Annotated in this window: 21 protein-coding genes; all 21 read left to right on the plus strand. The window is 47.7% G+C overall.

Annotated elements, in window-relative coordinates; genetic code table 11:
* Positions 1–105 precede the first annotated feature (105 nt).
* Positions 106–1,800, plus strand: coding sequence for a 30S ribosomal protein S1 (gene rpsA / locus QZH45_RS09955; protein ID WP_024778729.1), 1,695 nt, complete (start codon positions 106–108; stop codon positions 1,798–1,800).
* Positions 1,801–2,028: 228 nt separating this feature from the next.
* Entirely contained in the window at positions 2,029–2,307 is a 279-nt protein-coding gene (locus tag QZH45_RS09960) for a hypothetical protein (RefSeq protein ID WP_024778730.1), read from the plus strand.
* Between the two features lie 143 nt (positions 2,308–2,450).
* Complete coding sequence (gene ihfB / locus QZH45_RS09965) at positions 2,451–2,747, plus strand: integration host factor subunit beta (RefSeq protein ID WP_003183877.1); 297 nt, start codon at positions 2,451–2,453, stop codon at positions 2,745–2,747.
* A gap of 26 nt (positions 2,748–2,773) precedes the next feature.
* On the plus strand, positions 2,774–2,998 hold the full coding sequence (locus QZH45_RS09970; RefSeq protein ID WP_024778731.1) for a LapA family protein: 225 nt from the start codon (positions 2,774–2,776) through the stop codon (positions 2,996–2,998).
* Between the two features lie 191 nt (positions 2,999–3,189).
* A complete protein-coding gene (locus QZH45_RS09975) occupies positions 3,190–4,227 on the plus strand; it encodes an LPS O-antigen chain length determinant protein WzzB (RefSeq protein ID WP_053193642.1) in 1,038 nt (345 codons plus the stop codon).
* A 356-nt stretch (positions 4,228–4,583) separates the two neighbouring features.
* On the plus strand, positions 4,584–5,480 hold the full coding sequence (locus tag QZH45_RS09980; RefSeq protein WP_053193639.1) for a phytanoyl-CoA dioxygenase family protein: 897 nt from the start codon (positions 4,584–4,586) through the stop codon (positions 5,478–5,480).
* Positions 5,458–6,678, plus strand: coding sequence for a hypothetical protein (locus QZH45_RS09985; RefSeq protein WP_147460427.1), 1,221 nt, complete (start codon positions 5,458–5,460; stop codon positions 6,676–6,678). Before QZH45_RS09980 ends, QZH45_RS09985 begins: the two co-directional genes overlap by 23 nt.
* The gene (locus QZH45_RS09990) at positions 6,659–7,282 is read left to right on the plus strand and encodes an acyltransferase (RefSeq protein ID WP_269458257.1); all 624 of its coding nucleotides are present in this window, start codon (positions 6,659–6,661) and stop codon (positions 7,280–7,282) included. Before QZH45_RS09985 ends, QZH45_RS09990 begins: the two co-directional genes overlap by 20 nt.
* Positions 7,283–8,281 (plus strand): UDP-N-acetylglucosamine 4,6-dehydratase (inverting), encoded by a 999-nt coding sequence (gene pseB / locus QZH45_RS09995; protein ID WP_024778733.1) that lies wholly within the window; start codon positions 7,283–7,285, stop codon positions 8,279–8,281.
* A gap of 3 nt (positions 8,282–8,284) precedes the next feature.
* The gene (gene pseC / locus QZH45_RS10000; protein ID WP_053193630.1) at positions 8,285–9,445 is read left to right on the plus strand and encodes a UDP-4-amino-4,6-dideoxy-N-acetyl-beta-L-altrosamine transaminase; all 1,161 of its coding nucleotides are present in this window, start codon (positions 8,285–8,287) and stop codon (positions 9,443–9,445) included.
* Positions 9,442–10,143 (plus strand): pseudaminic acid cytidylyltransferase, encoded by a 702-nt coding sequence (pseF, locus tag QZH45_RS10005; protein ID WP_024778735.1) that lies wholly within the window; start codon positions 9,442–9,444, stop codon positions 10,141–10,143. The genes pseC and pseF overlap by 4 nt, the downstream gene beginning before the upstream one ends.
* A 5-nt stretch (positions 10,144–10,148) precedes the next feature.
* Entirely contained in the window at positions 10,149–11,264 is a 1,116-nt protein-coding gene (gene pseG / locus QZH45_RS10010; RefSeq protein WP_055135270.1) for a UDP-2,4-diacetamido-2,4,6-trideoxy-beta-L-altropyranose hydrolase, read from the plus strand.
* Between the two features lies 1 nt (position 11,265).
* The gene (pseH, locus tag QZH45_RS10015; protein ID WP_122319485.1) at positions 11,266–11,817 is read left to right on the plus strand and encodes a UDP-4-amino-4,6-dideoxy-N-acetyl-beta-L-altrosamine N-acetyltransferase; all 552 of its coding nucleotides are present in this window, start codon (positions 11,266–11,268) and stop codon (positions 11,815–11,817) included.
* Positions 11,818–11,821: 4 nt separating this feature from the next.
* A complete protein-coding gene (gene pseI, locus QZH45_RS10020; RefSeq protein ID WP_053193621.1) occupies positions 11,822–12,874 on the plus strand; it encodes a pseudaminic acid synthase in 1,053 nt (350 codons plus the stop codon).
* 15 nt (positions 12,875–12,889) lie between these two features.
* Positions 12,890–14,203: an oligosaccharide repeat unit polymerase gene (locus QZH45_RS10025; protein WP_147460426.1), complete on the plus strand. Its 1,314-nt coding sequence runs from the start codon at positions 12,890–12,892 to the stop codon at positions 14,201–14,203.
* A complete protein-coding gene (locus QZH45_RS10030) occupies positions 14,200–15,753 on the plus strand; it encodes a capsule biosynthesis protein (protein ID WP_055135271.1) in 1,554 nt (517 codons plus the stop codon). Before QZH45_RS10025 ends, QZH45_RS10030 begins: the two co-directional genes overlap by 4 nt.
* Positions 15,750–16,544 (plus strand): glycosyltransferase family 2 protein, encoded by a 795-nt coding sequence (locus tag QZH45_RS10035; protein WP_170167964.1) that lies wholly within the window; start codon positions 15,750–15,752, stop codon positions 16,542–16,544. The genes QZH45_RS10030 and QZH45_RS10035 overlap by 4 nt, the downstream gene beginning before the upstream one ends.
* Positions 16,541–17,482, plus strand: a complete 942-nt coding sequence (locus tag QZH45_RS10040; RefSeq protein ID WP_053193612.1) for a UDP-glucuronic acid decarboxylase family protein — start codon at positions 16,541–16,543, stop codon at positions 17,480–17,482. The genes QZH45_RS10035 and QZH45_RS10040 overlap by 4 nt, the downstream gene beginning before the upstream one ends.
* 16 nt (positions 17,483–17,498) lie before the next feature.
* Positions 17,499–18,842 (plus strand): UDP-glucose dehydrogenase family protein, encoded by a 1,344-nt coding sequence (locus tag QZH45_RS10045; RefSeq protein WP_053193609.1) that lies wholly within the window; start codon positions 17,499–17,501, stop codon positions 18,840–18,842.
* Positions 18,829–19,806, plus strand: a complete 978-nt coding sequence (locus tag QZH45_RS10050) for an NAD-dependent epimerase/dehydratase family protein (RefSeq protein WP_231994995.1) — start codon at positions 18,829–18,831, stop codon at positions 19,804–19,806. The genes QZH45_RS10045 and QZH45_RS10050 overlap by 14 nt, the downstream gene beginning before the upstream one ends.
* 51 nt (positions 19,807–19,857) lie before the next feature.
* A complete protein-coding gene (locus QZH45_RS10055) occupies positions 19,858–20,877 on the plus strand; it encodes an MraY family glycosyltransferase (RefSeq protein ID WP_053193606.1) in 1,020 nt (339 codons plus the stop codon).
* The last annotated feature ends 82 nt before the right edge of the window (positions 20,878–20,959 follow it).

Below are 20,959 nucleotides of genomic sequence, written 5' to 3' on the forward strand. Positions count from 1 at the left end.
GGGGACCAGTCATAGTCCTGCGGTGCTTCTTCTATATGAAACTAACCCACACCGTCTGGGGTGTGGAGGCGGGCGTATTCTTCGCCCTAATCAACAGGAATTAAAATGAGCGAAAGCTTTGCGGAACTCTTTGAAGAAAGCCTGAAAACCCTGAACCTTCAGGCAGGCTCCATCATCACCGGTGTTATCGTTGATATCGATTACCAAGCTCGTTGGGTAACCGTTCACGCTGGTCTGAAGTCTGAAGCACTCATCCCGCTTGAGCAGTTCTACAACGATGCTGGCGAGCTGAACATCAATGTCGGTGACGAAGTTCACGTTGCTCTGGACTCGGTTGAAGATGGCTTTGGTGAAACCAAGCTGTCCCGTGAAAAAGCCAAGCGCGCTGAATGCTGGATCGTTCTGGAAGCGGCTTTCGCAGCTGAGGAAGTGGTCAAGGGCGTTATCAACGGTAAGGTTAAAGGCGGCTTCACTGTCGACGTTAACGGCATCCGTGCGTTCCTGCCAGGTTCCCTGGTTGACGTCCGTCCAGTGCGCGACACCACGCACCTGGAAGGCAAAGAGCTGGAATTCAAGGTCATCAAGCTGGACCAGAAGCGCAACAACGTTGTCGTTTCCCGTCGCAGTGTCCTGGAAGCCGAAAACTCCGCCGAGCGCGAAGCTCTGCTGGAATCGCTGCAGGAAGGCCAGCAGGTCAAGGGTATCGTCAAGAACCTCACCGATTACGGCGCATTTGTCGATCTGGGTGGCGTCGATGGCCTGCTGCACATCACCGACATGGCCTGGAAGCGTATCAAGCATCCTTCGGAAATCGTCAACGTTGGCGACGAGATCGATGTCAAGGTTCTGAAGTACGATCGCGAGCGCAATCGTGTTTCCCTGGGCCTGAAGCAACTGGGTGAAGATCCATGGGTCGCTATCAAAGCCCGTTACCCAGAAAGCACCCGCGTCACCGCTCGTGTTACCAACCTCACCGACTACGGCTGCTTCGCTGAGCTGGAAGAAGGCGTTGAAGGCCTGGTACACGTTTCCGAAATGGACTGGACCAACAAGAACATCCATCCTTCGAAAGTCGTACAAGTCGGCGACGAAGTGGAAGTCATGGTTCTGGACATCGACGAAGAGCGTCGTCGTATTTCCCTGGGCATCAAGCAGTGCAAGTCCAACCCATGGGAAGACTTCTCTGGCCAGTTCAACAAGGGCGACAAGATCTCCGGCACCATCAAGTCGATCACCGATTTCGGTATCTTCATTGGTCTGGACGGCGGCATCGACGGCCTGGTTCACCTGTCCGACATCTCCTGGAACGAAGTGGGCGAAGAAGCCGTACGCCGCTTCAAGAAGGGCGACGAGCTGGACACCGTTATCCTGTCGGTTGACCCAGAGCGCGAGCGCATCTCCCTGGGTATCAAGCAACTGGAAAGCGATCCGTTCTCCGAGTACGTTCAAGAGAACGACAAAGGCGCAATCGTTAAGGGTATCGTGAAAGAAGTTGACGCCAAAGGCGCCATCATCACCCTGGCCGACGATATCGAAGCGACTCTGAAAGCCTCCGAAATCAGCCGTGACCGCGTTGAAGACGCGCGTAACGTTCTGAAAGAAGGCGAAGAAGTAGAAGCCAAGATCATCAGCGTTGATCGCAAGAGCCGCGTAATCCAGCTCTCGATCAAGTCGAAAGACGTTGAAGACGAGAAAGAAGCTATCCAGAGCCTGCGCGACAAGCCAGTTGCTTCGGATGCTCCAGTAGCGACCACCCTGGGTGACCTGCTGCGTGCTGCACAAGCGGAAAAACAGAACTGAGTTCTGATTTTCTGTAAAAAGGGCGACTTCGGTCGCCCTTTTTTGTGGCTGTGATTTCGTTCATTTCAGCTTTCCGACTGGGCATGCCTACGGGGGGGGGGGGCTCATGCATGCCACGATGAAACCAATTCTTTGATAGAACGGTCTCTTTTGTTAAGTGGATCAAATATCTATATGGCGATCAGGGGCCGTTTGAAATTGGATGGAAACCCTGCCTGTGGGACTTGAATGAACAGACTCTTTCTTGTGTTAGTGGTATTGGCGCTGGCAGCTTGCTCCACAAACGCCAAGACCCACGCAGTACGCGGTGTCAGCGGTATCGAGATCGATTGCTCAGGGTTGGGCTCCGGTTGGGATAAGTGTCATAAGCGGGCTGCCAGGGAGTGCAAGGGGGCGGGTTATAAAGTGATTACCCGATCCGACGATGCGAAGGATGAAAGCTCTTATCCCTTCGGCTTCAATCCGGCGGGTTATCTGACGCGGACGATGTTGGTCATGTGTCGGTAGCTTGAGGAAGATCCCGCATCTGTGTGGGAAGAGCGACAGGGGAATAAAGATGAATGTCAATACTTGGGCTGTTCAAATCCCTTCGACCATGCTAAAACCTTTTCAAGCGATTTTCCTAGCTGCTTGAAAAAGAAGGGAAAAATATGACGAAGTCGGAATTGATCGAACGTATTGTCACCCATCAAGGGCTACTCTCATCCAAGGATGTGGAGCTGGCTATCAAGACCATGCTTGAGCAAATGTCCCAATGCCTGGCTACGGGAGATCGTATCGAAATCCGTGGTTTCGGCAGCTTTTCCTTGCATTATCGCGCTCCGCGGGTAGGACGTAACCCTAAAACCGGTCAGTCTGTGAGCCTTGACGGCAAATTCGTACCTCATTTCAAGCCGGGCAAGGAGCTCAGGGATCGGGTGAATGAGGAGGAGGGTGATGAGTTTTGACGTCGCATAAAAGTAAAGAGGTATTTGTGGGGAACTTTAAGCGTTTGGTGCTTGTCGCACTAGGACTGCTCGTGGCTGCAGTCATTGTTCTGTTCGTGCTCGAAAACAATCAGCCTGTTGGTTTGCTGTTTCTTGGCTGGTCGGCTCCGCAGCTACCGGTTTCGGTTTTCGTGCTGGTGGCGCTGCTGATGGGTATGATCATTGGTCCGTTGCTGACATGGTTCAATGGAATGCGGCGGCGACTGAAATAACGGAGTGTGAGCCTGGTAGTCTTGTAGTAAGGATCGCTGCCAACAATATTTTTGACTACGGGTGTTTTGGTTTGTGTTTAATTTGAATCGGTTTGTTACGGTGTTCATCGGGGCTTTGCCTGCTGTCCTGTCTCTTCATGCGTTCAGTTTGTCTGCAAGCGTGATGTCAAACAAAGGTGGCGAGGCCTTACATGCAAAATGACCGTGCTGAAGTACGTGGCTCTGATGAGATAGATCTGATAGAGCTTGTGCGTGGGCTTTGGGCTCAGAAGTGGTTGATTGTGGGGGTGACGTTGTTGGTCACTATTGGCGCGGCCGCCTACGCATTTCTTAGTAAGCCAGTTTACGAAGCCAAGCTTTTCATTATGCCGCCTACTCAGAATGGTATTGCTGAGTTGAATTACGGGCGGGGGAAAAGTACTGATCTTGATACTTATTCCATTAGACATGTCTATGACGTGTTTGCTCGGAATCTTCAGGCGGAGTCGATTCGCCAAAAATTCTTCAATGAAATCTATCTTCCCTCGCTTGATGAGTCCCAACGAAAGGGAGCGCTTGATCGTGTATATGAGCGTTTCTCTCGAGAGCTGGTCGTCAAGGGACCGGGTAAGGATACTCCTGATCGTTTCTCGGTAACCGTACAAGGCGGGGACCCTGTCCGAGCGACAGAATGGGCTAAGGCCTATGTGCAGCGCGCCAGTGAGGCCGCGGAATCGGAGCTTATCAAGAACGTTACGACTGAGGCTTCTGTAAAGGCGCGGAATATCGAGCAGCGGATCGTTAGCTTGCGTGAAACCGCGCAGCGGCTGCGTGAGGATCGGATTCAACAGCTACGAGAGGCTCTGAAGATCGCCGAAGCGATTGGGTTGACAACTCCGACCATAAACTCTTCTGCTGCTGTTGATATCACTGTTGATACGGGTAGCAAGATGGATTATCAGCGAGGCAGCAAGGCGCTGGCGGCGGAAGTCAATGCGTTGGAGTCGAGGACATCTGATGATGCATTTATATCAGATCTTCGATCACTGCAAATGCGCTACAACTTTTACCGTAAGTTGAATATTGATCCTGAGCGTATTTCGGTTTATCGGCAGGATGGTAGTGTTGAGGTGCCGGAGAGTCCTATTAAACCCAAGAAAATGTTGATTGTTGTGTTGGGGGCGATCACTGGCTTTATATTGGCCGGGTTTATTGCTTTGATTCGTTTTGTTTTGCGTCCGACTAAATAGGGTAAAATTTGGTCGGCCGGATTTGAAGCCTGACTAGTTTAAGAGTCTGCCGTCATAAAGCTTTACGACGGCGGGCTTTTTCTTTTTTAGGGTGGGCGGTGTTTTTCAGTCAGGGGTACGATCCATTGGGGGCAGCGAAGCATCGCTGCTCTGGACGGGTAGCCTGAATGCCTTGGTTGTCGTGTTTTCGATGCTGGTGGATAATACGCTCTTGGAGCTGTTTTTTCACATAATTGTCCGAGATCAGCAATGGATTCTGTAGCTGGTGTATGGTGCAGCCCTAAGGGACGGTATGCGTAAAATGAGCTCACACCTAGACCGCAGAGATACTTTAGAATAGGGATGCAGAAGAAGCTATGCTAACAAAATATAAAGTTATGCGGGGCTTGTTTAAGCGCAGAGTGGTCAGAGATTTAATTTGGAAACTCGTGGCTTTTTTTAATAAAAGGCGATTGGGCGTTTTTTTTGAGGAGCAGATAAAGCGAAAGCATGAGTCTTTTGTTGAGTTTGATGAGGCGCACATTGCTTCGGTAGTCTCAGAGTTAGAGGCAAGCGGCGCGCTGGTTGGGCCTAGGTTGCCGGCGGAAGCGATTCAATATCTTTTGAAGTACGCTGAAGCGCATCCATGTTTTGCTGATCGGGATCAGACAAAAGGTTTTTATCTGAGAGACAAGGCGAAGGCAGAAACGTCGCTGAAAAAAGAGCTTCTTCTGGCTCAATACTTTAACGCAGAACACGATGCGATGATTGCTAAAATTGCCAATGATCCATATCTGCTTTCAGTCGCCGCAAGCTATTTGAAGGTTCCACCTAAATTAATGAGTGTCAATATGTGGTGGACTTTTCCGGCTAACGCAAGTGAGGAGGATAGGGCGCGTCATGCACATGTCTTTCATTTTGATTTGGATGACTTAAAGTTTGTTAAGTTTTTCTTCTATTTGACTGATGTGGATGATCAGGCAGGTCCGCATGTTTTTGTGAAAACTTCGAATAGAAAAATTAAATATAAGTCTCCGATGTTCAGGTCGCGTCGTTTTACGGATGAGGAGATCGTTTCAGGCTATGGAGAGGAAAATATAGTAAAGGTGTTGGGGCCTGCCGGAACCTGTTTGATAGAGGATACTATCACTGTACATAAAGGAATGACCCCTGTTTCTAGTGCCAGACTCATGCTGCAGTTCGAATATTCAATTAATACTTACTCGGAAATTAGCTGTGTTGGCGATAGGAATGCTCAAAAAATATTCGTATAGGCTGAGCGCATGGTCTTATCTTTTATTTGCCGGCGCTGCTTCTATGATTGCCGCACTTAAAGGTTTTGCCTATGCCCATCTACTTTCGGCAGATCAATACGCTCTAATAAATTACTATTTATTGATTGTAGGGTTGGGAGTGCTGGTTGTTGGGTCGGGAGTGATAATTAAATGTCATTCTGAAATGCCATTGCTTGTTGAGGATGAGGGGCGGTTGTCGGAGTTTTCCTCAAATGTGAAATGGTTTGGTAGTGGATGTTGGTTGGCTGCTCTTGTTGGATTGGTTGTATATAGTTTCTGGGCTGGAGCCCCATTTTCTATTTTGTTGCTGTCGTTTGTTCAGGTTCTGGTGTTTTTTATTTTTACTGTCGATTTAATGGTGGTAAAAAGTAAGAAAAATTTTGTGGATTATGCTAGGCGATTATTTTATCGAAATTTATTTGTTGCTTTGGCTGGTCTTGCTGTGGCGTTGGCTACAAAAAATGCTGAGTTTGCAATTTTGGCCGAGGTCAGCATAGGTGTTATCCTTTGTTTGAAGTCTCTTATGTTGTGGCTTGTGAATGCGAAACTCCCTGGTTGGGACTTTATAATTGATTGCCTTAAATTCGTTCCTGTTACGTGTGTTGGTGCTTTTATGCAGTATGTCGACAGGGTTTTTGCCGCATACTTTATGAGTGCGCAGGAGTTTTCTAGATTTTCTTATCTCTCTCTTGTTGTAATGGTGGGTCTATCAATACAGCAATTGATAAATACCCGAGTGATCACCTTGCTTCCCGAAATCTGTCGAGAGGATCCTAGTGCTGGATTCAAATATGTTGTCAGAATTTCTTTTTTTGTATCCATATTTTTGTCGGTAATATTGTCATGTCTTTTATGGCTTCTGCAGAGTCGCTGGTTCGCAACGGAATGGCTTGAGGTGGGGGTTGGCATAAGTATTGTTTTTTGGGGTTGTGCGATTTTACGGGCAGCTGATTTTTACTCATCTTATTTGTTAGTTATGTCTCAGAGAAACAAACTTCTGATGATTCAACTTGCTATGTTGGCTATTTTTTCCTTTCTGACGCTTCTCTACGGCTTTTGGTTTCGGTCTGAAGGTGTATTTGGGTATGTGCTATTGATGTGTGTTGGTTTTTCTGTATCGTTGATAGTTTTGGTTTATGCCTCTTGGAGAGTAAGTCTTGTTAAGAAAAATATATGATGGAATATATGTGCAGTTTCGGATTCTCTGCTTATTCATTTTGGCTCTTTCAAGAAGGTCGCTGATTTCTCCTTTTGCAAGAGTTTCCAAAGGGGGACGCATATTGATCGGACGGCGAACGACTGTAAAAAAAGCGCTACTGAATGCGGGCGCCGGAACGATTCAGTTGGGTGACGGCGTGTGGCTAAATGATGGCGTTGAGCTTTCGGCAATGGCGAGAATTTCTGTCGGTGAAGGGACGACAGTCCAACGGAACGTCACCATAAACGGTGACGTTTCTATTGGTTGCGAGTGTCTTTTAGCGCCAAATATTTTCATTTCCTCTGCCTCGCATGTGCATGACCGCTATGCTGGGGTGAGCATCCGGGAGCAGGAGCGCCGAATCGCTCGAGAGGATTTTCTAGCGAACTACAATAAGCCAATCGAGATTGGTGACGATGTCTGGGTAGGGGCAAATGCGGTTATAATGCCCGGTGTTAAAATTGGATCGCATGCGGTGATCGGTGCGAACTCCGTGGTGACCAGAGATGTTCCGGTAGGGGCGATAGTCGTAGGTGGTCCTGCAAAAATAATTAAGTTTCGCTTTGGGTTTGAGGGCGTCTAGATGTTAAGCAATAAAACGATTTTGGTAACCGGCGGCACCGGCTCTTTCGGTAATACATTTGTGCCAATGACCCTGGCCAAATATAACCCCAAGAAAATTATCATCTTTTCGAGAGATGAGATGAAGCAGTGGGACATGGCGAAGAAGTTTGAAGGCGATTCGCGTGTTCGCTTCTTTATCGGCGACGTTCGTGACAAAGAGCGTCTGTATCGCGCCCTTGACGGGGTTGACTATGTTGTTCACGCCGCCGCTACGAAGATCGTTCCCACCGCTGAGTACAACCCTTTCGAGTGCATCAAGACCAACATCAACGGTGCGATGAACCTGATCGATGCCTGTATCGACAAAGGCATCAAGCGCGTCGTTGCGTTGTCTACTGACAAGGCCAGCAGCCCGATCAATCTATACGGTGCGACGAAGTTGGCGTCCGATAAGCTGTTCGTTGCGGGTAATTCCTATGCTGGCGGTCATGAAACCCGCATGGCAGTGGTGCGTTATGGCAACGTCATGGGCTCGCGCGGTTCGGTGATCCCGTTTTTCATGTCGATCAAGGATAAGGGGGAATTGCCTATTACCGACGAGCGCATGACCCGTTTCATGATTTCGTTGGAGGAGGGGGTCGAACTGGTCTGGCACGCCTTTGAGGACATGGAGGGCGGTGAGATCTACGTGAAGAAAATCCCGTCGATGAAAGTGACTGATCTTGCTCGGGTCGTAGCGCCTGATGCTAAGCAAAAAATCGTCGGTATTCGTCCTGGGGAAAAATTGCACGAGCAAATGATCAGTGCCGAGGATTCATATTACACTTATGAGTACCCGGAGCACTTCAAGATTTTACCTGTTATCAATGAATGGGCGACTTGTCCGAGCCGTATCAAGGACGGTAAGAAAGTTTCAGAAGGTTTTGTTTACGCCAGCGACAATAATACTGAATGGATGAGTGACGAAGATCTGCGTAATTGGATCACCGCTAACGAAGCGAAGATCGGGAGTATCTGATTTATGATTCCATACGGTCGTCAGGATATAACCCAAGCGGACATTGATTCGGTAGTCGAGGTGTTGAAGTCCGACTTCCTTACGCAGGGCCCTATGGTGCCGCGTTTCGAGCAGCAAGTTGCTAGTCACGTGGGTGCCGGCTATGCATTGGCAATGAACAGTGCTACATCTGCGCTTCATGTCGCATGCCTAGCCTTAGGGCTTGGTCCGGGCGATCGTTTATGGACAAGCCCCATTACATTCGTAGCCTCTGCAAATTGCGGATTGTATTGTGGTGCTCAGGTTGACTTTGTGGATATCGATCCTCGTACCTACAACCTTTGTTCTCAAGCGCTGGAGCGTAAGTTGGAGCTGGCTGAGAGAGAAGGTACTTTACCAAAAGTGGTTGTACCGGTTCATCTCTGTGGCCAGCCTTGTGATATGCAAGCCATTCACAAACTGGCTAAACGATTTGGTTTCAAGGTGATCGAAGACGCTTCACACGCAGTCGGTGGAAAATACCAAGGCGAATATATAGGCAATGGTAGATACAGTGATATTACAGTCTTCAGCTTTCATCCGGTCAAGATCATTACAACCGCCGAAGGAGGGATGGCTCTAACCAACGACTCCGATTTGGCAGATAAAATGACTCTGTTACGCAGTCACGGGATTACGCGTGATCCGCAACTAATGACGCATGAAACTGACGGCCCTTGGTATTACCAGCAAATTGATCTTGGTTTCAATTATCGGATGACCGAGCTACAGGCTGCTCTTGGCATAAGCCAGATGGAGCGTCTGGACCAATACATTACCAGGCGCCATCAGCTAGCCGCTCGCTACAACGATTTGTTGGAAGCCTTGCCAGTAGTAATCCCTTGGCAACATGCAGACAGTTACTCAGGACTCCATCTGTATGTAATTCGCCTAAAGCTGGGCGAAATAGCTAAAAGTCATCGGCAAGTGTTCGAGTCTTTGCGTGAGCAAGGAATAGGCGTAAATCTTCATTACATTCCGGTCTACACTCAGCCATATTACGCGCAGATGGGATTCAAGCCTGAAGACTTTCCAATGGCGCAGGAATACTATCGTGAAGCCATCAGTATTCCAATGTTTCAGACAATGAGTAATGAACAGCAAGATCAGGTCGTCGCTGCTATTGCTAAGGCTTTGGCGACATGAGGTTGGCCGTCATTCCTGCCCGAGGTGGCAGCAAGCGAATCCCGCGAAAGAATATCAAGATATTTTGCGGCAAGCCGATGATCGCTTGGTCAATTGAAGGGGCGCTGACGAGTGGCTGCTTTGATAAAGTCATTGTCTCAACGGATGACGACGAAATAGCAAACGTTGCCAGGCAGTACGGAGCCGATGTGCCTTTCATGCGTCCGGCGGAGCTATCTGACGATTACACCGGAACCATCCCGGTCGTCCAGCATGCTATCGAAGCGCTCAAGGCTGATGGGTATGAGGCTCGTCAGGTGTGTTGCCTCTATGCTACCGCTCCTTTTGTCGACCCTGAAGATTTACGGCGTGGTTTGACTATTCTTGAACAGACGGAAAGCAAGTACGCGTTCTCGGTGACCAGTTACGCATTTCCAATTCAGCGAGCGATTCGTTTGACAGAGTCGGGGCACGTTGAAATGTTTGACGCTGAGCAGTTCAGCACTCGCTCTCAGGATCTTGAGGAGAGTTTTCACGATGCCGGGCAGTTTTATTGGGGGTTGACGAGCGCATGGTTGGCAGGGACTGTGATTTTCGGTCATGAGTCCAGTGCGGTGTTGTTACCACGTCACCGAGTACAAGACATCGATACGCCAGAGGATTGGACCCGTGCGGAGTGGCTGCATAGAGCCCTTCAAGCGGAGGCTGGGCGGCCGTGAATGGTATGAAAGTGGTGTTTCGGACCGATGCCTCGCTGCAAATGGGGAGTGGGCATGTCATGCGTTGCCTGACGCTGGCCGAGGCGCTGAAAGCAGAAGGCGCAGAATGCTACTTTATTTGTCGGGAGCTTCCAGGAAATCTCCTGCATATTATTCGCGGTAAAGGTTTCAACGCACATGGATTGATGACCGATGGGAGCTCCGCGCCTTCACTACAAATAGCTGACAAACCCTTGTATCACGATTGGCTAGGCGTAACTCAGGACCTTGATGCTGAGCAGTGTTCGTGTCTATTGGATATTTTGCAACCTGACTGGCTAGTTGTCGACCACTATGCACTAGATATAGCTTGGGAACTGAAATTAAAGCGGAAAGGAGTTAAGCTATTAGTCATAGATGATCTGGTAAATCGAGCGCATGCTAGTGATGTTTTGTTAGATCAGACTTTAGGGCGTGAGGCTGGTGATTATTTTTCTCTAGTGCCTTCCCGTTGTGCTGTTCTATGCGGATCAAGATATGCGTTGCTTCAGCCGGACTTTAGAAGGCTAAGAGTTAGCAGTTTGATCAGGAGAGCTCAGCACAGGCTTGAAAATGTGCTGATTACCCTGGGAGGTGTTGATAAAGACAATATGACGCGGCAGGTGCTTGAAGGATTAAAGCTATCAGCGCTACCTAAAAGTTGTCGGGTCACTATCGTGATGGGGGCAACGGCTCCATGGCTTGAAGATATTCAGCAGCTAGCGAACATGTTGCCTTGGCACACCGAAGTTAAAGTAAATGTTAGTAACATGGCACAGCTAATGGCTGATAGCGATCTCTCAATTGGAGCGGCCGGTTCGACATCTTGGGAGCGTTGTTGTCTTGGAGTGCCTACTATCATGGTCGTGTTGGCCGATAATCAGAGATTTGCCGCTGCTCAATTGGCCCGTGCAAACGCAGTCTTAATGATCTCATTGGATGGGGATGTCGTTTCGCAACTGGCACGGGCGGTTGATAATGTCGTCAATGATCCTGCGTTGCTAAAGTCGCTAAGTGAGTCTTCAAAGCAAGTCACTGACGGGGGCGGTTGTGAATTGTTAATAAAAAAAATAACTGAAGTCAGTCGTGTCGATGGGTACTAAAATGGAAGCGCTCGGTAAACTTCGTGAAATTAATGACGATGAGCTTGAGTTGATGCTCGCTTGGCGGAATGCTCCGAACGTTAGAGCTAATATGTACACAAGGCATGAAATCAGTCTTGAAGAACATTTAGCTTGGTGGAAGCGGGTTCAGCTTCGTAGCGATCAACGTTACTTTATGTATGAGCTTGATGGAAAGCCAACTGGAATAGTTGGTTTTAATGATTTGGATGTTGTGAATGCAATATCATCTTGGGCATTCTATGCTAGCCCCGAAGCTCCAAAGGGGGCGGGAAGTAAGATGGAATTTCTTGCCTTGGACTACGCATTTTATAATATGTATCTGCATAAGTTAATGTGTGAAGTGTTGGCTTTTAATTCGGCAGTAATAAAGCTTCACCAGAAATTCGATTTTAAGGTTGAAGGCATTTTGCGGGAGCACCATTTGGTTGATGGTCAATATGTGGATGTCTATAAGTTGGGGCTTCTCTCTCTCGAGTGGGAGTTACGTCGACCTACTATGTATGAAAAAATATTAAAATTATCCAAGGGTTGAATGTATGAATCCGGAAATTTCTATAAATGGACGCAAAATAGGGGGGGCGCACCCTCCATATGTTATTGCTGAGCTTTCCGCTAATCATAATGGAAAGTTATCCACTGCGCTCAAGATAATTGAAGCAGCCAAAAAGGCAGGCGCAGACGCGGTAAAGCTACAAACCTACACCGCCGATACCATAACCCTTGATTCCAAAACCTCTGAGTTTCAAATAAAGGGAGGTTTGTGGAGTGGTAAATATTTGTATGACTTGTATCGTGAAGCTCAAATGCCATGGGAGTGGCACACCTCCTTGTTCGAGTACGCAGGTAAACTAGGAATCACCATCTTTAGCTCCCCGTTCGATAATACCGCGATAGATCTTCTAGAAAGTCTGGGGGCGCCGGCTTATAAAATTGCTTCGTTTGAAGCTGTTGACTTGCCACTGATAAAATATGCGGCAAGTACAGGGAAGCCAATGATTATCTCGACTGGTATGGCTGACGCTGAGGAGATAGCGGAAGCTATAGACGCTGCTCGCGAGGGTGGTTGTAAAGAGCTTGCGGTTCTTCATTGTGTAAGTGGCTATCCTGCTCCGGCCTCTGACTACAATTTACGTACGATACCAGACATGATCCAACGTCATGGTCTAGTAACAGGTTTGTCTGACCATACCCTAGATAACACAACGGCGGTTACTAGCGTTGCACTGGGGGCATCGATCATCGAAAAACACTTCACACTGGATCGAAGCGGCGGCGGTCCAGATGATAGTTTTTCGCTCGAGCCATCTGAATTGCTAGCGTTGTGTCGGGATAGCAAAACAGCGTGGGCAGCGTTGGGTAAGGTTGATTATGGTTGTAAATCAAGTGAGCAGGGGAATGTTCAGTTCAGACGGTCTTTATATGTTGTAGAAGATATTGCAAAAGGTGAACGCATAAGCCTCAAGAATATCAGGAGTGTCCGTCCGGGGTATGGCCTGGCACCCAAGTATCTGGAGAGTGTTTTAGGTAAGGTTGCTGTGGTAGATATCAAGAAAAATACTCCTCTGAGTTATGATTTTTTAGATCAATAAATACGTGGTGAGTGAGTGGAATTGATAGTTACAAGTAAAAAATTAAGGCAAATGTTTTCGCCCATTATCATAGTTTTAATGGTGGCGCTGTTTTTTGTCGTCTTGGAGATATCCATTCCATTCACTTCTGCCTTTGCAGACGTATATCCCGCCTATGGAGTATATGCTCTATTTTACATCTTGCTCTCCCTCGCATATTTTGCTTTATCCTTGAGTTTGCATTTGCTTGCGCCTTGCTCAGTACCGAAACTTTTTCGCGAACCACCCCGAGAACTATATTTGGTGATGCGATTTTCATGTTGGGTTTCAATAGTGGGGCTCTTTTTTTTGATAATTGATCGCTCGCTTTATCAAGGAGTCGATTTTATTAATGATAATTTTGTCGAAATACGAACTCGCCTGAATAATGAAAGGGCGACCGGAGAGGGGGTTTCGTCGATTTTTAGTGTGGTTGGGAATCTTTTGCAGTTTTGGTATTATTTTGCGTTCGTGTTTTTGATTTATTACTATGAGTTTTTTTCAGTAGGACAAAGGCGCAAGTTGGCAATTTTAATTTTTGTTGCGCTGCTTACTGGGTCATATATTTTAGGGGGACGATCTCTGATAGCCGTACTGGCTGTAAGTTTCGTTGCGGTAATGATTGCTCGCGGGAGCTCTGGTCGTGAAATTTATTCTAAGTTGTTCAAGGTGAGATCTTTGATTTGGATGTTTGTTTCTGGAATGCTATGTCTGATAGTGATTATGTATGTCTTTTACGCTAGAGCCTCTGTCGGAGGAAATGACTCGGAGTCATATCTGAATAGCTTTGTTGATCATTTACATGGCATAAAAACTCAATCCTATGAAGCGTGCAGCGTGGGGATTTCATGTGATTTAAAGAATTATCTCCTACTCACGGCGCTATATGTAACTCATACATTTTGGGTGCTTTCGGAAAGTATTCAGTACATGCCTGGTGATGCGGGGGGCTCAGCGCTATGGGGTGGGGTACTGGCGTTGTATGCCAAAATTGGCGGTCCGGTAGACGGTAACTATCCATATGCTGGGTTATTCAACTCGCTACCAGGTTCCATTTACTATGAGTATGGCTGGCTTGGCGTTGCTGTAGGTGCTTCGCTCCTAGGAGCTATGCTTGCATGGATGAACTTTTTGTTGTTGCGCTCTGCGGGGGTGTTCAAGATTATTTTTTATGTTGCCTTATTGGATACTTTGCTGGTAGCGCCGGTGCTGTCATCCCTGAATGTTATCATGTTTATATTTGTCTTGGTGTCGCTGTGTGCGGCAAGTGTTATCTATATCTCTATTCGTTCGATGAGGATGTCACGATGAGAATTGGATTTGTTAATGTGTTCTCATTTCGACCTCACGTCGAGCATCTCTATTATTTAGCTACCACTGTCGCAAAAGATAATCATGAGGTTTTTTTTCTGACCTGTGATAGCGCGGTTTCTAATTGCTATTCTCGTGCTATTAAGGGTAAGCAAAAAATATCAGAGTGTCCTAAATGTATATTGGGTGGTGTTAGAAGCTTTCCTGTGCAAAATATTACCTCTTTGACTGGTAAGTCTGGAAGCTTGGATGAAGAAATTTTGGATGAGTTGGCACTGTCCAGTTCGTGTACTTTGAATCGAACTGAGTCTGAAGCAGAGTGGAACGAACCCCAAGTGGTTGCTATTAGGGAAAGTTTGTATGAGCCTATCGACAAAGTTTACGAAGGTGCATCGCGCTGGATAAAGGATAATAAGCTTGAAGGCGTTGTTTGTTTCAACGGGCGTATGGATTTGACGCGCGCGATAACTTATGCTTGTGAGCAAATGCAAATTCCTTACGTCACACATGAACGGACTTGGTTTGGCGATGGAATTCATTTAATTCCAAATGCAAATTGTTTGTCTCTTAGGGCTTTAAGTCAAATGGTCAAAGAGTACGATAATAAACCGCTGACTCTTACGCAGGCGAAACTGGCTGGTCGGCTAGCCGGAGAACGGTTTTTACAAACTAATTCTCTCGAGTGGCGGTTATATAATCAGAACCCGGAGCCTGCGCCTTGGCCATTAAATAGTGACGGTCCGAAAGTTCTGGTTATCCCAAGCAGTAAAAACGAATTTGCCGGACATAACGAATGGCGAACCGATTGGGAAGATAACACGAAGGCATTAGATGATTTGTTCGAAGCTTTTTCCATAAAGCCTGAGCAAGTGGTAGTCCGTTGCCATCCGAACTGGGCGGAAAATATCGGTCAGGCTGTGGGCGACCGTTCGTTGTCTTTATATAAGGAATGGACTGAAAGGAATAGTATTTACTGTATTTCCAGTGAGCAGAAAGCCAGTACCTATGATCTTATTCAGCAGGCCGATATTGTCGTTTTGAACGGTGGAAGTTCGGCAGTAGAGGCGGGGGTTTGTGGTAAGCAGGTGATTTGCATGGGACCGTCGACTTACCAGGAGGCTGGCTTTGTCAGGGTCTTTCGCGATAAGCAATCCTTGTATGCGAGTGGAGCACTTATACCTCTGGATCCAGATATGGTCATCCGTAAGACCTTGCGTTTCCTTTATCTGCGATCCCATCGTTTTCCTCAGTATGTGGAATATGTCCGTGCTTTGGAAACGACTCGTTACGAGTATTTTGAAGGGGCCGATCCTGAGCGACTCATCTCCATGCTGAGGACAGGTAAGATGGTTGCCGATGACTCTTCCTTTTCTACCGACAACCGGGATGAAGATGAAGTCGTTGCAGCTTTGAAGAATAAAGAGTGGAAGAAATTGGCAAGCCATACGGTAGAACGTATCAAGCTGAAGCCGCTTCCGATTCAACGACGTTTTGGACTGCGCTGGGTCGATAATGTTAGGGCTAAGATGCCAAGAGGAGATAGAGGTTGAGTGAGTTAGCTCGGGAACTGGTTTCCATAATCATGCCATCCTATAACGCAGAGGCGTTAATCGGGAAATCAATTCAGTCTGTGATTGACCAGGCTTATGATGACTGGGAACTGATTGTTGTAGACGACTGCTCGAAGGACTCGACTCGCCAGGTTGTTCAGTCATTTGTAGAGAAAGACTCGAGAGTCAAGCTTATTCCTTTAGATCGTAATAATGGTGCTCCCGCAGCCCCCAGAAATATTGGCGTTCGCAACGCGACAGGCTCATGGATAGCTTTTCTGGATGCAGATGACATCTGGCATCCAGAAAAACTGACCTTACAGATGGATGCACTTGAGAAACATAACGTAAGTTTTTGCTGCACCCAGATGAAAGATTTTACTGACGATAAGCTTTTGTCTTTTCAGAGTGTAGGAACTGTTGGCTGTGAACAGATCAGTTTTGCTAAGCAGCGGATAAAGGGGCGGATTCCGACTTCTAGTGTCGTTTTGAAAAAGGAGGTTATGTTGCGTTTTCCTTTTAACGAAGATATTCGCTATAAAGCTGTTGAGGATTATCATTGCTGGCTAAGAGTGCATGAAGCGGTAGGTGAAAGCATAAAGCTCTCTTACCCTTTGTTGAGTTATCGACGAATTGCCGGTCAAATTTCGGGCTCAAAGAAGTATATGCTCGAACGTATGTATATGGTGCATAAAGAATATCCGGGAACCTCCAGTGTTCAGGCGGCGTTTTATACGCTTACTCATGCATTAGGTGGATTTTATTATAGGGTCTTGAGGAAGGGATTATGAAACGTGTAATGGTGACTGGCGGCGCTGGATTCTTAGGCTCCCACTTATGCGAGCGACTGCTTGATCAAGGCGCGGAAGTGTTGTGTGTTGATAACTTTTACACGGGAGCAAAGCGTAATATCGCCCACTTGCTGGCTAATCCTTATTTCGAGCTTCTTCGGCATGATGTTACTTTTCCGTTGCATGTGGAAGTTGACGAAATATACAACCTGGCTTGCCCCGCGTCGCCGGTTCATTATCAGTTTGATCCAGTGCAGACCCTGAAGACAAATGTCCATGGTGCTATTAATATGCTTGGCCTTGCCAAGCGCACCAAAGCGAAAATCTTTCAGGCGTCCACCAGTGAAGTTTATGGTGATCCCGAGGTGCATCCGCAGCCAGAATCTTATTGGGGAAAAGTGAATCCTATTGGTATTCGCTCTTGCTATGACGAAGGGAAACGTTGCGCTGAGACTCTGTTTTCCGATTACCATCGTCAACACAACGTCCGTATAAAAATTGCACGCATCTTTAATACGTACGGTCCACGCATGCACCCAAATGACGGTCGGGTGGTGAGCAATTTTATCGTTCAGGCGCTTCGTGGTGAAGATATCACGATCTATGGTGAAGGACAGCAAACACGTAGCTTCTGTTATGTAGATGATCTTGTTGAAGGCTTCCTGCGCCTAATGAATACGGCCGACGAGGTCACTGGACCAGTTAACTTGGGGAATCCAGGAGAGTTTACAATTAGACAGTTGGCTGAGCGCGTGCTTGAATTGGTCGGTTCAAACTCTAAGCTTGTTTTTCAGCCGTTGCCCCAAGACGATCCACAGCAGCGGCAACCCGATATTAGCTATGCTAAGCAAATTCTCGACTGGCAGCCGACGATAATGCTTGATCAGGGCTTGGAGAAGACAATAAAGTATTTTGATAATCTGCTGTCGGAAAAATAATTAAAAGTTGGTTTTGATGAAAATTACAGTATTTGGTAGTGGGTATGTAGGGCTTGTCACGGGCGCTTGTCTGGCTGATGTTGGGCATTCGGTGATGTGTATTGATATCAATAAGGAAAAGATTGATGGGTTGAATAGGGGGGTTATACCCATCTATGAGCCTGGCCTAGATGAACTCATTTTCAATAACGTCCAGGCTGGACGGCTGAGATTTTCGACAGACGCGGTAGAGGGAGTTGAACACGGATTCTTGCAGTTCATTGCCGTTGGTACTCCTCCGGATGAGGACGGAAAAGCCGATTTGCAGTATGTTTTAGCAGTGGCTAGAACTATAGGCCTTTATATGAGCAGTGAAAAGCTGGTCATTGATAAATCAACTGTTCCGGTGGGCACCGCTGATAAAGTTAAGGTCGCGATACAAGAGCAGCTCGAAGCCAGGAATAAGGTCGTAGAGTTCAATGTGTGCTCCAATCCCGAATTTCTTAAGGAGGGAGCCGCCATTGATGATTTCACAAAGGGACCTCGAATTATCGTAGGTACTGATTCGGAAAAAGTCGTTGAAGCCATGCGTAATTGCTATGCGCCCTACAACCGGAATCATGACAAAATTATGTTCATGGATATTCGTTCGGCTGAGTTGACGAAGTATGCAGCTAACTCGATGCTGGCAACCAAGATCAGCTTCATGAATGAGTTGGCCAATTTGGCTGAGCGCCTTGATGCAGATATCGAAAGTGTTCGTCTTGGTATGGGCTCTGACCCACGGATTGGTTATCACTTTATTTATCCGGGATGCGGTTACGGTGGATCATGTTTCCCCAAAGACGTTCAGGCTCTGGCCCGGACGGCTCAGGAAACAGGCTATCAACCTGAACTCCTATTAGCTGTCGAGGCGGTCAATAATCGTCAGAAAGATATATTGTTTAAAAAGCTGCTTCAGGCGTTCGACGGGCAGTTGAAAGGAAAGTGCATTGCACTGTGGGGACTCGCCTTCAAGCCAAACACCGATGATATGCGAGACGCCCCTAGTCGAACGCTGATGGAGGCTTTATGGGCCGCGGGAGCCTCGGTCAAGGCTCATGATCCTGAGGCCATGGAAGAATGCAAAAGAATTTATGGCTTTCGCGATGACCTTGAATTGTGTCATTCGCGGGAGGATGCCGTCGAGGGTGCTGACGCTCTGGTCATTTGTACTGAATGGAAAGCTTACAGGGCACTTGAGCTTGATTGGTTGAAGAGAACGCTTCGTTATCCAATCGTTGTGGATGGACGAAACGTATTCAATCCAGCTGAGATGGCACGCGCAGGGCTCTTGTATTTTGCAATTGGGCGAGGGCTTACTGGCCGTGAATATCAATAGTCGAGGAGGGGGGCATAAGGTTCTGGTAACGGGAGCTAATGGATTCATTGGTAGAGCGCTGTGCCGGAAGCTTTTAGAGAGCGGCTACGAAGTGCACGCCGTAGTGCGGAAGCTGTCTGACCCTGTCGAACATGTAAGGTATCTGGTGGCGGATCTTGAAAGTAATGCCATGCTGGATATTAAAGACCTCGGTATTGACTGTATCGTTCACTTGGCTGGGCGGGCCCATATACTGAGCGAGCAAGCCTGCGGGGCTCTTGAGCGTTACCGTGCAGTTAATTGTGAAGCGACGGTGCGTTTGGCTCAGTGTGCTATCGACGCGGACGTGAGACGTTTTATATTTATCAGCTCAATTGGTGTTAATGGTTCGGAAACTGGCCTCGGCCCTTTCGATGAGCTGTCGATTGTGCAGCCACATGCGGATTATGCCGTTTCGAAATACGAAGCCGAATTGCAACTTGGGGCGATGCTGGCGCATTCTCCCGTTGAGCTTGTTATTGTTCGTCCACCATTGGTCTATGATGCAGGCGCCCCAGGAAATTTTGCCAGACTTTTACGGCTGGTTTCTGCTGGGTTACCGCTTCCTTTTGCAGCTGTAGATAATAAGAGAAGCATGGTGTCGCTTGGAAATCTGGTGGGATTTCTCGAGGTGTGCATAAAGCATCCAAATGCGGCGCGAGAACTATTTTTGATAGCCGATTGTCATGATTTATCAACGACCGAGATAGTGCAATCTATGGCCGAGGGCATGGGTAAGCGCTTACGTTTGTTTTCCGTTCCGATTCGCTTGGCGTCGTTCGGTGCGAAGCTGATTGGTCGTCAAAACTTATATGTTCAACTGTTTTGCTCGCTGCAAGTTAATTCAGCCAAAGCCCGTCGCTTGTTGGATTGGCATCCGGAGGAGAACGCACAGGACGCGTTGGTCAAGGTCGGACGCAATTGGCGTGAAAAGCGCTCCGATTGACATATTAGCTGGCTGTAATCAGGTTCGAAATGGGGCTTCGGTTTGGATCTTATGACTGTGACGTTGCTATTACTTTTACTAGTTGTGGGTTTTTCAGGTGCGCTTACCTGGTTACTGCGTCGTTATGCGTTGCTCCGAAGCATCATCGACGTTCCTAACGCCCGCAGCTCACATACGGTACCAACTCCTCGTGGAGGCGGCGTGGCAATTGTCCTCAGCTTCCTCTTGGCATTGCCCATATTGGTCACTACCGAATTCCTGACCTGGCCAGGTATGTGGGCGATGTTGGGTGCCGGGGCGGGAATTGCAGTGCTTGGGTTCCTGGATGATCATGGTCATATAGCTGCCCGTTGGCGTTTGTTGGGGCATTTTGCGGCGGCAGTCTGGGCGTTGTACTGGCTGGGCGGTTTGCCGGCAATTACGTTGTTTGGTCTTCATTTTGAGTTAGCTTGGCTTGGAGATGTTCTGGCTGTCTTTTATCTGGTTTGGATGCTCAATCTTTATAACTTCATGGATGGTATCGACGGTATTGCCAGCGTCGAAGCGATTTGTGCTTGTCTTGGAGCCAGTGTGCTCTATTGGATAGGTGGGTTTGAAACCCTGATTGTGGCTCCTTTAGTGCTTGCCATGGGGGTGGCGGGGTTTCTGTATTGGAATTTTCCCCCCGCCCGTATTTTTATGGGAGATGCGGGTAGTGGATTTCTCGGCGTTATTCTGGGAATCCTCTCGCTGCAGGCGGCCTGGGCCTCACCAAAGTTGTTATGGGTCTGGCTCATTTTATTGGGCGTATTTGTCGTTGACGCTACCGTAACCTTGATACGGCGCCTTTTACGAGGGGACAGGGTTTACGAGGCTCATCGCAGTCACGCTTATCAATTCGCTTCACGCCAATATGGTCGACATTTACCCGTGACACTGGCAGTGGCAGTGATCAACGTGTTTTGGCTGCTGCCTATCGCAGCATGCGTCATGCTATGGAGTCTGGACGGAGCGCTAGCTTTGGTTGTGGCTTATATACCGTTAGTATTGCTGGCTGTCAGGTTTCATGCTGGTGAGCTTGAGAAGGCCTGAGTTCAGGGTGAGGTTCACGTTTTTCGTTTATCCGTTGTCCAAAGGTCGATGGCATCGCCGCAGGCATCAGGAATGGATCTGT

This window comes from Pseudomonas corrugata (assembly GCF_050920615.1).
Classification (GTDB): domain Bacteria; phylum Pseudomonadota; class Gammaproteobacteria; order Pseudomonadales; family Pseudomonadaceae; genus Aquipseudomonas; species Aquipseudomonas corrugata.

Coding starts and splice junctions, on each gene's coding strand:
- rpsA (WP_024778729.1), top strand. CDS start 106: ATGAGCGAAAGCTTTGCGGAACTCTTTGAAGAAAGCCTGAAAACCCTG.
- QZH45_RS09960 (WP_024778730.1), top strand. CDS start 2,029: ATGAACAGACTCTTTCTTGTGTTAGTGGTATTGGCGCTGGCAGCTTGC.
- ihfB (WP_003183877.1), top strand. CDS start 2,451: ATGACGAAGTCGGAATTGATCGAACGTATTGTCACCCATCAAGGGCTA.
- QZH45_RS09975 (WP_053193642.1), top strand. CDS start 3,190: ATGCAAAATGACCGTGCTGAAGTACGTGGCTCTGATGAGATAGATCTG.
- QZH45_RS09980 (WP_053193639.1), top strand. CDS start 4,584: ATGCTAACAAAATATAAAGTTATGCGGGGCTTGTTTAAGCGCAGAGTG.
- QZH45_RS09985 (WP_147460427.1), top strand. CDS start 5,458: ATGCTCAAAAAATATTCGTATAGGCTGAGCGCATGGTCTTATCTTTTA.
- pseB (WP_024778733.1), top strand. CDS start 7,283: ATGTTAAGCAATAAAACGATTTTGGTAACCGGCGGCACCGGCTCTTTC.
- pseC (WP_053193630.1), top strand. CDS start 8,285: ATGATTCCATACGGTCGTCAGGATATAACCCAAGCGGACATTGATTCG.
- pseF (WP_024778735.1), top strand. CDS start 9,442: ATGAGGTTGGCCGTCATTCCTGCCCGAGGTGGCAGCAAGCGAATCCCG.
- pseG (WP_055135270.1), top strand. CDS start 10,149: ATGAAAGTGGTGTTTCGGACCGATGCCTCGCTGCAAATGGGGAGTGGG.
- pseH (WP_122319485.1), top strand. CDS start 11,266: ATGGAAGCGCTCGGTAAACTTCGTGAAATTAATGACGATGAGCTTGAG.
- pseI (WP_053193621.1), top strand. CDS start 11,822: ATGAATCCGGAAATTTCTATAAATGGACGCAAAATAGGGGGGGCGCAC.
- QZH45_RS10030 (WP_055135271.1), top strand. CDS start 14,200: ATGAGAATTGGATTTGTTAATGTGTTCTCATTTCGACCTCACGTCGAG.
- QZH45_RS10040 (WP_053193612.1), top strand. CDS start 16,541: ATGAAACGTGTAATGGTGACTGGCGGCGCTGGATTCTTAGGCTCCCAC.
- QZH45_RS10045 (WP_053193609.1), top strand. CDS start 17,499: ATGAAAATTACAGTATTTGGTAGTGGGTATGTAGGGCTTGTCACGGGC.
- QZH45_RS10055 (WP_053193606.1), top strand. CDS start 19,858: ATGACTGTGACGTTGCTATTACTTTTACTAGTTGTGGGTTTTTCAGGT.